General features: G+C 40.7%; 8 protein-coding genes. 6 read left to right on the top strand and 2 right to left on the bottom strand.

Annotation, left to right across the window (positions count from 1 at the left end; translation table 11 throughout):
* Window positions 1–46 precede the first annotated feature (46 nt).
* From WD048_06550 to WD048_06540, 3 genes are read left to right on the top strand one after another with little or no spacing between them, the layout of a single operon-like run.
* Window positions 47–1,399 (top strand): hypothetical protein, encoded by a 1,353-nt coding sequence (locus WD048_06550; GenBank protein ID MEX0811857.1) that lies wholly within the window; start codon window positions 47–49, stop codon window positions 1,397–1,399.
* A gap of 42 nt (window positions 1,400–1,441) precedes the next feature.
* Window positions 1,442–2,878: an FISUMP domain-containing protein gene (locus WD048_06545; GenBank protein ID MEX0811856.1), complete on the top strand. Its 1,437-nt coding sequence runs from the start codon at window positions 1,442–1,444 to the stop codon at window positions 2,876–2,878.
* Window positions 2,879–2,903: 25 nt separating this feature from the next.
* Complete coding sequence (locus WD048_06540; GenBank protein ID MEX0811855.1) at window positions 2,904–4,682, top strand: T9SS type A sorting domain-containing protein; 1,779 nt, start codon at window positions 2,904–2,906, stop codon at window positions 4,680–4,682.
* A 7-nt stretch (window positions 4,683–4,689) separates the two neighbouring features.
* On the opposite strand, the gene WD048_06535 is transcribed toward WD048_06540, so the two are convergent.
* Window positions 4,690–5,208, bottom strand: coding sequence for a hypothetical protein (locus tag WD048_06535; GenBank protein ID MEX0811854.1), 519 nt, complete (start codon window positions 5,206–5,208; stop codon window positions 4,690–4,692).
* 13 nt (window positions 5,209–5,221) lie between these two features.
* Complete coding sequence (locus tag WD048_06530) at window positions 5,222–6,148, bottom strand: hypothetical protein (protein ID MEX0811853.1); 927 nt, start codon at window positions 6,146–6,148, stop codon at window positions 5,222–5,224.
* Window positions 6,149–6,440: 292 nt separating this feature from the next.
* Between WD048_06530 and WD048_06525 the strand changes: the two genes are divergently transcribed.
* The 3 genes from WD048_06525 to WD048_06515 all read left to right on the top strand — a co-directional run bounded on the left by WD048_06525 (window position 6,441) and on the right by WD048_06515 (window position 13,093).
* A complete protein-coding gene (locus WD048_06525) occupies window positions 6,441–8,372 on the top strand; it encodes a T9SS type A sorting domain-containing protein (protein MEX0811852.1) in 1,932 nt (643 codons plus the stop codon).
* 191 nt (window positions 8,373–8,563) lie between these two features.
* The gene (locus WD048_06520) at window positions 8,564–11,062 is read left to right on the top strand and encodes an SdrD B-like domain-containing protein (GenBank protein MEX0811851.1); all 2,499 of its coding nucleotides are present in this window, start codon (window positions 8,564–8,566) and stop codon (window positions 11,060–11,062) included.
* A 45-nt stretch (window positions 11,063–11,107) separates the two neighbouring features.
* Window positions 11,108–13,093 carry a T9SS type A sorting domain-containing protein gene (locus WD048_06515; GenBank protein ID MEX0811850.1) on the top strand — a complete coding sequence of 662 codons (1,986 nt, stop codon included), beginning with the start codon at window positions 11,108–11,110 and terminating at the stop codon, window positions 13,091–13,093.
* The last annotated feature ends 137 nt before the right edge of the window (window positions 13,094–13,230 follow it).

Raw genomic sequence — 13,230 nt, 5'->3', positions numbered from 1 at the left:
TTTATTTAGCAATCATACAATGTTTTAAAAACCAAATAAAAATATCATGAAAAACTTCTTGTCGTCTATCCTACTCATCGCTCTATTAATCTTGAGCAATACCCTTTTTTCACAAAGCCCTGAAGGAATGAACTACCAGGCAGTGGTTCGAAATGCAAGTGGTGAAATCTTGCAAAATGCTACAGCAGATTTGCGCTTTACTGTCATAGAAGATCTGCCTACAGGAATTACTGTTTACCAGGAAAGCTTTAGCAAAACCACCAATGATTACGGATTAGTAAATGTAGTAATTGGCGAAGGAACTGCTCTGAGTGGATTATTTTCGACTATCGACTGGAGCAATCACGAATATTATTTACAGGTAGAAGTGAATACCGGTAATGGTTTTCAGGATATGGGCACCACCAAATTTATGAGTGTGCCTTATGCCATGCATGCAAAGTATTCTGATACTGCCAAAGTAGTTTTGGGAAGTAATTCGCCCTGGACGCTTTTTGGGAATGATATTTACAATACGAATGCTGGAAATGTGGGCATAGGCACAGCTGCTCCTTTTCATAAGTTTGAAGTCAATGGACAATCAAGTTTAGGCTCAAGCTCTAATGTTGTTACAGGAGGATCTTCAGTAGCGGTAGGATTAGATGATACAGTTTCTGGCTATGGTTCATTTGCTGCTGGAAGATTCTGTAATGCCACGGCCAACCACTCCATTTCTATGGGCTTTCAAAATAATGCTACCGGAGGCCAATCCTTTTCAATTAATAGAGGGAATACTGCTTCAGGGAATCAATCTTTTGCTGCGGGTAGAGATAATGTTGCTTCTGGGACCCAGTCTTTTGTAGCTGGTATAGGCAACAGCGCAGTTTCAAATAATGAGGTTGTAATTGGTCAGTATGCCACTGAATATTCTCCACAGGGAAATAATACAGATAGAATATTTGCTGTAGGAGTAGGGGCAAACTCAAATAGCAGACAGGATGCAATCACTATTTTAAAAAGTGGAAATGTTGGCCTTAGTATAAGTAATCCTCAGGAAAAACTAGATGTAAATGGAGCGGTGAAAATTCAGCAAAACACCACTAACCCACAACCAAGAACAGTCTATGGAAACTCTACTCCAATTGCTTATGGCTTTGCTGATTACCTTGGGAATCTAGGTAGTAATTCTTATGGTGTAGCAAGCATGACCCGAACAGCTACAGGCAGATACACCTTAGTGCTTGATAACCCTGCCAGTGGAGCAATTGTGTTTAACGCTACCATGTGGGATACCAATGTGTATGGTTTTATCAATTACTACCCAACCAACAGCACAACTATAACGATAAGAACCAGAAATGGCAGCGGAACGGATACCAACCAGGGTTTCAGTTTTGTGGTTTACGGTACGCCACAGTAACCCCACCAGGATATTAGTTTTGAAAAACTAAACTGATCTAATATGAAGCATTTACATTATTTAATTATCGCCATCTCGATTATTCTATCGGCTTGCGAAAAAGATCCTGAAGACCCCGATGCACCACAAACCAATGACAACAATGAAGTAATGAGCTGTTCTGTGAGAAGCATGCCGGCCTCTGCTAATTATGCCAGTTTATATACGCAATATATCAATTGTACTGGAATACCGGTGATTGCTCCTGATGGCGTGCCTGAACAAGCATTAAGGGTGGGCGATGAAACCATTGAGTTTATGTTGACGGGTTTAGATGAAGTAAAAAACAAATTGATCGAAAGAGGGGAGTATTATATCCTTTTTGGACCTGGTAAGACAGCGCAGGAATTACCGGAATTTATAAATACTACAGTTTCCGAAATAGGTGTCTATTGGGATATGCCAGGAGCAGGAGCGTCAACTGCTGCTGGCTTGCTTTGTTTTGCAGAAGATAACCCTTCTCCAAACCACAATATCATGGTACATGAAATGGTCCACATGGTTGATATTTCAGGATTGCGTTTGCTTGATAGTGATTTTGAAAGCGAATTAAGCAGTGCCTACAATAATGCCAGGTCACAGGGGCTTTGGAACAATACCTATGCAATGACAAATAAAGAGGAATATCTGGCAGAATGTGTTATGATTTATTATGAGGTGCATTTTCCTTTTGGCCCTCCGGGAGGGGATGGAAATAGCAATGATATAATTACACGGGCACAGTTGCAAAATTATGATCCTACGATCTATAATATTATCGCGTCCCGCTTCAACAGTAGCTTTGATGTTCCCGGTTGTATTCAACGTAATGAAGTAATACCATATGAGGATGAGAGCATCACTTGTCCTTCAACCATAACAGATGCCGATGGTAATTCCTATCCGGTAGTTAGAATTGGTAATCAATGCTGGATTGCTGAAAACTTAAGAACCACGAAATATAAAGATGGCTCTCCCATTGATCATGTTTCAGATTCTCTGGCGTGGATCAGCACCAATAGCGGAGCTTATGCCTATTATCGAAATGATATATCTAACCAACAGACTTACGGCAATCTTTACAATTGGTTTGCCATTACCCATTTAAAAGGAATTTGCCCGGATGGATGGCGAGTTCCAGTACCAGATGACTGGCAAACTTTGAAAACTCATTTGCAATCGATAGACGAACCCACAGGAGGTCCCTTAAAAAGCAGAAGCTTATGGGATGCGCCAAACGATGGTGCAACGAACAGCACCGGTTTTAATGCAGTGCCTTCCGGAATCAGGGAAGATGACGGACATTTTACAGGAAAAGGACATGCCAATATGTTTTTTACCAATTTTGAGGAAAGTGCTACTGAAGCAAAGACTTACAACCTTTGGTCCAATGGAGATTTTTTAAATAGCCAGACCCATAACAAGAAAAAAGGCACTTCCTGTAGGTGTATTAAAGAGTGATGTTTAATTTAAAATGTATTTAATTATGAGGTATTTAATTTTTATTCTCCTTCCTTTAGCTGGAGTATTTTTGAAAAAGTCCATACAAGCTCAGTGTCCTATTCCGCAAAATAATAATTGGACAGCAGAACAAATTGGGAATGGATTTAACGATGGCAGTTACTCTTTACATATAAATGCGCAAGGAGATTTATTTGCTGGTGGGCAGTTAACTGAGAAAGTTGTTCAATGGAATGGTAATACCTGGATCCAGGTTGGAACGCCTTTTGGTGCAGGTAGTACAGGAGGTAGAATATTCGGTTTGAAATCTATAGGAGGAGATTTATTTGCCGTAGGTAATAATAGTAGCGCAGATTTATTACAAAAATGGGATGGAAATATATGGTCTAAGCTTATTGGATCAAATATAACTTCCTATTCAATTGCAATACACAATTCCAGTGTCTATGTTGGTCATACAACTAATTCTTTTTTTAACAATGGCATAATTTCTTATGAAGGGGTATTTGAATGGAATACAAATTCTCAAACTATTTCTGCATTAGGAGATGGCTTAACGAGAAGTAATTCACAAGGTGGAGGAGCTGTAGGGATTATAACAGCATTAGTAACTGATTCTAATGGTGATTTATATGCCAGTGGAGGTTTTGATGAAGCAGATGGAATAGCTGTTAATAATTTTGCTAAATGGAATGGTTCATCCTGGTCGGCTGTTGGTGGAGGATTACCTGGCGGTGCTGAAACACTTGTTTTCTCTTCAAATGGTGATTTATATGCAGGAGGCTATTTCACAACAGCGGGAAGCGTCTCTGCAAACCATGTGGCTATATGGAATGGCACAACATGGTCAGCTTTGGGTTCTGGTTTGAATGGTGATTGTTTTGCCCTGGCCTTTGACTCCCAGGGAAATCTATATGCTGGCGGAGATTTTAGTATGGCAGGAGGTATATTCGTGAACAATTTGGCCAAATGGGATGGTTCATCCTGGTCGGCTGTAGGTATGGGGGTGAATGCTTCGGTTCAAGCTCTTGTTGTAGATGATTGTGACCGACTAATTGTTGGGGGTGAATTTACTGAGGCAAATGGTACTCCAGCAAATAGAATAGCAATGTTTTATACTGAATGTAATTTGGACACCTCAGTCACTGTTAATAGCGGAACTCTTAGCAGTAACGCTTCTAATGTGAGTTATCAATGGCTTGATTGCAATAACGGTAACTCACCTATTCCTGGAGCCAATAGTTCTTCATATACTCCCTCAGCAACTGGCAATTATGCAGTTATTGTGTCTGACCAGTGCGCTGATACTTCTGCATGCAGAAAAGTTTGTGTTGCCCCTTCCGTATCTGTAAGTGTTTCAAATACAACTTTAACTGCAACTCCGGCCGGATTAAACTATCAGTGGATTGATTGTGATAATGGGAATAGCCCTATAGCAGGGGCTACAGGTCAATTCTACACTGCTACGGAAAATGGAAGTTATGCGGTAGAAGTTGAGGAAAATGCTTGTTTTAATATTTCTAACTGTACAAACATTAATTTTGTCAATATCAATGAAGCTAAGGGCGTGAATGCCAATATGCTCATTTACCCTAATCCTGCTGAAAACCAGATCATAATAGATGCTGGTAGAGAAAACATTCAAAGGGTAAGCATAACCAGTATAAGTGGAAAGCAGCTAATGAATGTTCAAGGACTTAATACTTCAAAATACCAGTTAAACCTGGATATTAAAGCCGGAATTTATCTGATTGAGGTTTACACGATTGCCGGCATCTCAATTAATAAGTTAATCATTAACTAGGGCTTCCTCAAAAAGCCCTAACTAAGTTTGTTGGCTCAACTAATTGTTTCACCAACCAATCTCTATTGGTGATATTTTTTGTTTTTTGAATTTGCTTTAAAAGCTTTCGGGTTTTTTGTTGGATTTGTGTTTTTCTATCGGTGTAGCTCAAATTCCTAAGCTGATAGCAGCGCTTTGTAAAGCGAATGAAATTCAAATGTACCTTGCGCTGATAAGCAGAAATCACTTTATTCCGCAGCAGGTAAATCTTAAATGCGTGAAAATGCGCATCCAGGGCATCGTCCTCTTCCATTTCAAAATAGATTTTCATCAGCATAGAGCGGGCACCCAGGGCGAAATAGGTATCGGTAAATTGTACAGTGTGTAGCAATTGCAGGGCTTTCTCGAAATCATTTTTTTCGTAATAAAATGCGGCCAGGTTATATTGGAACACATCTTCCCTGATTTTTTCATCCAACTTGTTTTTGTAGCGGTGAATGAAACTTTCCGTCCATTCAAATTCGTTCAGGCGGCAGGCAATGGTCACAATGTTTTTAAAATCAGAAGGTGGAAACAGCCCCTTTCAGTTCTTTTTCCAGCATCAGTTGATAGAGGTCAAGCAATTCCCTTAGATATTTGGAATCCCCCTGATTGATGCGCTTGATGCAATAATTTTGCGCATAATCGTACATGGCCTTGGCTTCCTGATGGGGAAATTCGCTGCTAAACTGCAGCAGGTTATTTTTCAAGGCACTGAAATGCTGCTCTGCATCCGGCTCGTAAAGGGTTTTGAGTATGCGGTAATAAATACTGATAAGCGGTATGCCGAGGTATTTTTCCTGATTGGAAGCTATGAGTTGCAACAGTGCATCGAGCAGCGGATAGTCGTATTCAATATTCAGCACATTGCTGCGGTTGAGCATATCGCAGTAGTATTGTAGCTTGGTGGCCAAAAAGAAATGATCCAAGCTGTCGGATTTTTTCTGAAGGAAATTGGCTTTTGTTCGCTTTTTCCGGTTGATATAAAACTCATCCAGCTCGGCTTCGGCCTTGCCTTTATAAAGAAAATAATCGGCACTGTGTTGGTCATTTTTGTCTAGGTTTTTAAGCATTTGCTGCAATTTGCGCTCGTATATTTTACCCGGCACTTTTGTTTTCAATTCCTGCACAGCGAGGTACTCCCTTAGAAAATCATCTGCTTCAAAAGCTTCTGTGGCCAAAAATTGCTCCATCAGTTTTAGCAGGTAATTCATCAGGTGGGAGAGTTTTTGTTCCTCAAACTTCTGTTTTGGAAAAAGCTTTTTAAACACCTTTTTCCTGTCGAGCGGCTCTGCTTTAAAATCAGGGTGAAGTTCAAAAAGCAAATCCATCAGTGCCCTGACTTTGGGGTGCTTGTTGTAATAGGGCGAATGCACAAAATCCCGCAGCCGGTTGAGTTCCGGCCGGGACAATGCTTTGAGGTGGACTATGAGTTTGCTTTGCTGCATGGTGGTTTGAACGCTGATGATGCTAATAAAGCGGATTTTCGCAGATATTTTTGTTTATATCATTTTTCATCTGCTCCACCTGCGTTCCATTAAAAATTTCATTTCAAGTAAAAAATGTTTTCTAAAAATTTATTAATTCATTGATTTACAGTAATTTAAACTATTTAATACTAATTTAACTCAATTTTATTACCCGAAAAGTACCAAAAAACGTGCTTTTTTCTAAGCAAATAAGCATTTACTTTCATAGCTGTGAAAAAGTCTTTAAGCGAATAGATAAAATTACTGTGCTATGAAAAAGAATTCAAAATTGATGTTAATTACGATCCTAAGCCTAATGCCATATTGGGTATATTCTCAATCAAGCACCTCAGATTGTGAGGGAGCGATAACTATTTGCTCAGATATATATTATGTTTCAAGCCCTAATATTGGGCAAGGTTTTGTCAATGATCTTACAATAAATTATTCAGGATGCTTAGACAATGGGGAGACAAATTCTATGTGGTTTAGAATAGATATTCAAAGTAGTGGCCAACTTTTATTTGATATTATACCAGATAGCCCAGCTGATTATGATTTTGCTGTTTTTCAATCTCCTAATGATGGTATTATTTGTAATGGGATTGCTTCTGGAGTCATACAAGATTTAAGATGTAATTTTTCGGCTGTTTCACAAGATACTACGGGTCTGCGTGCAGGGTATTCGAATTTTTCATCAAGTCCATCTGCCGCACCATTTTCAGCTCCAATTAATGCATTGGCAGGAGAAACATTTTTTTTAGTTATTGATAAATTTTCAAGCGGTACAGTTGGGTATACATTAGATTTTTCTTCGAGTACAGCAAGTATTTCAGATACCTCAAGACCAGAAATGGTTGCTGTTTCTCAAGGAGTGGGTTGCCAGATAAATGATAGTATTCTTGTTTCATTCAATGAACGTATCGATTGTGATTTGGTAGAAGTTTATAATTTCAGGATTGTTGGAGGAACAACAGTTTCAATTGAAGATGCTATTCCTCAAAATTGTCAATCTGATGATTTGATATCTCAAGTAATGCTGGTTTTTAACCCACCTTTGACTTCCAATAATACCTACCAGATTATACCAAGAAATATATTTGATTTATGTGGAAATCGGATAGATTCTAATGCCAGTACTTTAACAATTACTGTATCAGATTCTAGTTCATGTTCTATTCCAGACCCTAGTGGTGGTGAATGTTCTTGTGTTTGGCCTGGTGATATAAATTATGATGGTGTCGCTAATAATTTTGATGTTCTGGGCTTGGGTATTGCTTTTGGTTCAACCGGGCAAATTAGAGCAAGTGCATCATTAAATTGGGAAGCCCAAGAATCGGAAAATTGGATAGATACTTTTTATAATGATGTTAACTATAAACATGCAGACTGCGATGGGGACGGATTGATCGATTATTCCGATACCCTGGCGGTTTCCCTGAATTATGGATTGTCCCATAACAAATCCAGCAGCGGGGGTGCTGTTGCCGATCCTCCGCTTTACCTGGATTTGCCCGATACTATCAGGGCCGGGGAAACCGTCAACGCAGCGTTGATCTGTGGCTCACAGGCCATGCCGATCGCCTCGCTTTATGGCTTGGCATTTTCTGTAAACTACGATAATGCCCTGGTCGATAGCAGCAGCTCATTTTCATTTGACAATTCTTGGCTCGGTACACCCGGCAGCGATTTGCTCACTTTTAGCAAAAATTTGCACGCTAACGGCAAAACGGATATTGCCCTTGCCCGCATCGATCAAATGAACGTGCAACAGCAACAAGGACAAATCGGTACCGCACACATCGTGATCAAGGATGATGTTTCGGGCAAAGGAAATGGAGCCATTACCCTGAATATTAATATTGACAATATCCTGGCCATAACAGCAGATGAAACGATCGTTGAACTGAGCGGTGAAAGCAGTAGTGTCGTGGTGCTGCAAAAGGGCGTGGGCATTGAGGAAGCTTTTGACAGAAACAAAATCAAAATTTATCCGAATCCCGCACATGGGCAGATCAATATCCGCTCTGAAGAAATGATGGAGGAAGTGGCTTTACTGGATATTTACGGAAAAGTGATCAGTCGCAAAATCGTGAATGAAAATACCCATCGCATTGATACGGAAGGCCTGGCTGCCGGCACCTATTTAATTAGGGTCAGCAATAGTGAGGCTTCAGGGTATTTTAAGGTGTTGGTGTATTAATTGGCAAAAAGAAATTTTCCAAAAAGGGGAATAATAAAATATCACCCAGTTTTTGAAATTTGAAAATCAGTTGATTGTGAAAAACAGAGATTGATATTATAATTCAATTTCTTTTTCAAAGTTCTGAAATTGTATTTTTTAATAATTGAAAAAATTGTTTTAAATTAGATTCATCCAAAAAAATAAATACCATGAAAAGTTGTCGTCTTATTTTCAGTTTGCTGTGCCTGATTGTTTTTTCACAAGCAAAAGCACAGATCAATGCAGGTTTTACATTTAGCATAAACAACCCTAGCGGATGTGCTGCGGAAGTTACTTTTACAGACACTTCCAGCGGAAATATTACTTCATGGTTATGGGACTTTGGAGATGGGACAATAGGGACTATTCCAAACCCTACGCATGTATATAATATAAACGGGACCTATAATGTTACGCTTACCGTTAGCGATACCAATTCACAGGACATAGTTACGGCACAAATCAACATTACAAATGTTACGCCATTGGATATAACTGTCAGTACTACCAATAATACGATGTGTGATACGGTTTTTAATTGCAATGGATCTATTTCAGTTACTGTAAATAACGGGGCACCTCCATACCAATATCAATGGTCGAATGGTATGATTGGCTCACCGATACTTGGTATGTGTGCGGGAACGTATAGCGTTACAGTTTTTGATTCAAATGGTTGTGATGCTGCTGCTGTAGCCACAATTATTGACTCAAGTATAGCAGCAATCGATTCCACCCGCGATGCATCATGTGGATCCTGTGATGGATATGCCTCTGTAATACCTCAAGGAGGGACACCGCCCTATCAATATACCTGGTCAACAGGTGATACCACATCGGAAGTGATCAATCTATGCCCGGGCTTCTATGATGTTACCATAAGTGATGCAACGGGTTGCCAGGCTACCGACACCTTTTTATTGGCGGGCACTTGCGGTAGCATCAACGGACATGTATTTGAAGATTTAAATGGCAATGGTATAAAAGATGCCGGAGAAGCAGGACTGGCAGGCGTAAGGGTTAGCCTGGCTCCGGGGGGCTTGTTTACCTATAGCGATCAGAATGGCGACTATTCCATAGGCGTGGGCACTTTCGGCAATTTTAATGTGGAGATCAACGCCCCTACACGGTACTACTGTTCCGGCAGCGTTTTGCTACCGGATTCTATCTCTTTCCCAGTGGGCAATAACCATAGCGTGGACATTTCAGTAGCTAACCCTGACAGCAGCGGCCTGGATTTCGGCCTGATACGACCGCAATCGCCCTGTGGCACCATCAGCGGGCATGTGTTCGATGACCTGAACGGCAATGGAGTGCAGGATGCAGGCGAGCCGGGCTTGGCAGGTATGAACATCATCCTGAGCAACGGTCAGCAGACGCAGACAGATGCCAATGGCGACTACTCGGTTGAAGTGCCTTTTGACTCTACCATTGTGCTGGAATTTGTTCCTGGAAGCCCTTCGTATTTTTGCGGAAGCAGCAATCCCACTTATGTACAGACCTTTCCCGTTTCCCCGCCCACCTATACGGTCAGTGTGTCCACCTCCAGTCCGGTATCATCGGGTAACGACTTTGGCGTGGAGGTACAGCCGTTTTTCGATGTGGGGGTTTATACGATCCGCTCTTTCTCCGGCATCCATGCCGGGCAGCAGTTTCGTGCCTGGATGGATTATAAGTGGCATGGTGTGACAGGTAACTGTACGCTGCGGCTGGAATTTGATCCCCTGGTCAATTTTGTCAGTGCCGCTATTACGCCTGATGTTGTCACCAACACATATGTGGAATGGATATTCCCGCCTCAGGCCAATGGCATGGGTTGCATGAGCATGTATTTTGAGCTGGATTCATCGGCTACTGCCGGGACGGCTTTGGATTGGCGCGGGCTTTATACCTGCGGAACACCAGATGCTTGTCCCGGAAATGATGAACGGACCAATACCGTATATGTGCAGTCAGGCCCGCTAAGAAGAGCTGCTGACAATGGTTTCAACTTTATGGAAGTGTTCCACACCGGGGATGCTCAGCAAGAAACAATAAGCAGGGCAGACTCGGTATTCTCATATGTGATCAACTTTCAAAACATCACCGATGACACGGTGTATCATTTGACCATTGTCGACACTATTTCCCCGCATCTCGATATAGAAAGCGTTTCGCTGCCTTTCGCCAGTAGGCCCGACCTTATGGAGTTCCACATGCCGCAGCCGAATATCCTGGTCTGGGAGTTTGATGGCATTATGCTTCCTGACAGCACGACAAACTTATTGCAAAGCTATGGCTTTGTCCAATACAATATCATCATGAAGCCAGGCTTGCCGGACGGTACTGTTATTGAGAATAGTGCTGCGATTATTTTCAACCATTCCGCTTCGCTAAAAACAAACGAAACCCAGGTAACCCTTGAACAGGGTGTCGGCATTGAAGATTGGGCGCAGGGGGATATTATAAATCTCTACCCCAACCCCACCGAAAACCACACGATCATAGATGCTGGAAATACCGTTATTCAGCGTGTAGCGGTAACGGATATCAATGGCAAGGAACTGTATTACAAAGAAAACATCAACGAAAACCGCCACCGATTAAACCTTGATGTGCCAGCCGGGATTTATTTGGTACAGATTTATGCTGAGGAAGGGATGCTTACTAAGAAGATGGTGGTTAAATAAATATAACTATTTTTACGAACTGAACTTGTTAGCAAAAAATCAACTATGAAAATCGGCCACAAAGCCCTATTGACTTTTTTAATTATATTCTTACCACTTTTTTCTTTTGCCCAATGGGGAGATTGTGCCACTTCAAAATTTGTTGCTGGTGGAGTCAATGTTTTTCCCGCAAGCTTGGATACTGGAAATGTTAATGATCTTGCAAATTACAATGGGTGTATAGATGATGGTGAACTTTACTCTACATGGATTATATTTGAAATAGATAGCGATGGATATTTGCTTTTTGATATATTCCCCCGAGCTTTTGGGTCTGATTATGATTTTGCACTTTTTAAATTAAGGGATACATTATATTCTTATTGTTGTGAAGATATTGCTTCTGGATTGTTAAGCAATATAAGGTGTAATTATGCTGCAGTATTTCAATCTAGTAATGATACTACTGGGCTTCGTCATGGATATACAACGGTAAGTTCAGATCATACTCAACCATCATTTAATGCTCCATTACAGGTTTTCGCAGGTGAAAAATATGTTTTGTTCACTAACAGGTATTATTCTGCTTCAGATAGTTTTACAATAGATTTTACTCCAAGCACAGCAACTTTCCTTGACTCACTGAGCTATTTCAATCCAAACAATCCAGATACCATCGCTCCTGAAATCGCAAATGCTTTTACAAGCCTTACTTTGGACTCCAATTGCCAGAGAAGGGACACTATTATGGTTGAATTCAGTGAAGGCATTCCTTGTGGTTCATTGTCAAAAGAGGATTTCAATATCAGTGGTCCAGATTCAATTGTAGTTTCTGAGCTAATTTCAGGTCCTTGTTCCTGCAATTCCGCAAATACAGTTCAGTTGGTTTTGGATGAAAATTATCCTCCTTCCGACAGTGCCCAATATTTTATCTCCGCAAGCTTTTCAGACCCAGCGGGCAATCAAGCAGATTCAACGCAAGGGGTGTATTTCTATTCTAAAAATTATGATTACTGTAATATGACCGCTCCAACAGGCACAGACTGTTCCTGTGTATGGCCAGGAGACATCAACAATGATGGCATTGCCAATAATTTTGATGTACTGAGTCTGGGAATAGCTTATGGAACTAATGGACCTGTCCGGCAAAATGCAAGCATCAACTGGGAAGGACAGAAGTCGAGTAGTTGGGACAGCATTTTTTACAATGCTGTAAACTTTAAACATGCCGATTGCAATGGTGATGGATTGGTTGATTTCAATGACACGACAGCGATCAGTCAAAACTACAACCTAACACACAATAAGAACTCCCAAAATAGTGCACAGCAGAACTTTATCCCACTATATGTCAATCTTCCCGATACCATGTATGTTGACGACACGGTCTATGCAGCAATTATGTTGGGCAATCCTACAATATTTTTGGACAGCCTCTATGGTATAGCTTTTTCTCTTTTATATGATTCCTCCTTTTTAAGCAACCCACTTTATTTACAATTGGATACCAGCTGGATGGGCAATTTGGCGCAGAATCTGTTGGGTTTTTCAAAAAACCTGCCATCTATGACCCAGACTGATATAGCCATTACACGAACCGATTTGCAGAATAGTGTTGGTCAATTGTATGGGCAGATAGGAACCATAATGGTAGTATTGGATCCGGATTTGTACAACAAGACCACCCGAATGGAATTCATCATTCAGACTACAAATGTTCGGGCAATAGACAATAAGGAGAATATCATTGATGTAATTGGTACACCTGATACCGCAGTTGTGATTGATCCCTACTTGAGTGCTTTAGGTTTAGAATTGGCTAATTCAATAAAGCTCTATCCCAACCCAACCAAAAACCAAACCATCATAGATGCCGGAAATACCATTATACAGCGAGTAGCTGTAACGGATATCAATGGCAAGGAACTGTATTACAAAGAAAACATCAACGAAAACAGGCATCGCCTAAACCTGGATCTGCCAGCCGGGATTTATTTGGTGCAGATTTATGCTGAGGAAGGGATTGTAACCAAGAAGATGGTGGTGAGGTAAAATTGCAATGTAGAGTAAAAATTTACAATACTTGTCCTGGGTAAAGCTGTATTTCCAGTCTTATCTCAGTGTTTTCTGACATTCTGAGCACATAATAATTTTTGACCTTATTTAATAGAGGTTTAGCTTTTGATGCT

This window comes from Chitinophagales bacterium, from assembly GCA_040877935.1.
In the GTDB taxonomy this organism is placed as follows: Bacteria; Bacteroidota; Bacteroidia; order Chitinophagales; family CAIOSU01; genus JBBDNB01.
Note: the sequence above shows the minus strand (reverse complement) of the source record. Positions and strands in the feature narration are given on the sequence as shown.

Bases quoted from the DNA above. Each gene is read 5' to 3' on its own strand.
- WD048_06550 (MEX0811857.1), top strand. From the start codon at position 47: ATGAAAAACTTCTTGTCGTCTATCCTACTCATCGCTCTATTAATCTTG.
- WD048_06545 (MEX0811856.1), top strand. From the start codon at position 1,442: ATGAAGCATTTACATTATTTAATTATCGCCATCTCGATTATTCTATCG.
- WD048_06540 (MEX0811855.1), top strand. From the start codon at position 2,904: ATGAGGTATTTAATTTTTATTCTCCTTCCTTTAGCTGGAGTATTTTTG.
- WD048_06530 (MEX0811853.1), bottom strand. From the start codon at position 6,148: ATGCAGCAAAGCAAACTCATAGTCCACCTCAAAGCATTGTCCCGGCCG.
- WD048_06525 (MEX0811852.1), top strand. From the start codon at position 6,441: ATGAAAAAGAATTCAAAATTGATGTTAATTACGATCCTAAGCCTAATG.
- WD048_06520 (MEX0811851.1), top strand. From the start codon at position 8,564: ATGAAAAGTTGTCGTCTTATTTTCAGTTTGCTGTGCCTGATTGTTTTT.
- WD048_06515 (MEX0811850.1), top strand. From the start codon at position 11,108: ATGAAAATCGGCCACAAAGCCCTATTGACTTTTTTAATTATATTCTTA.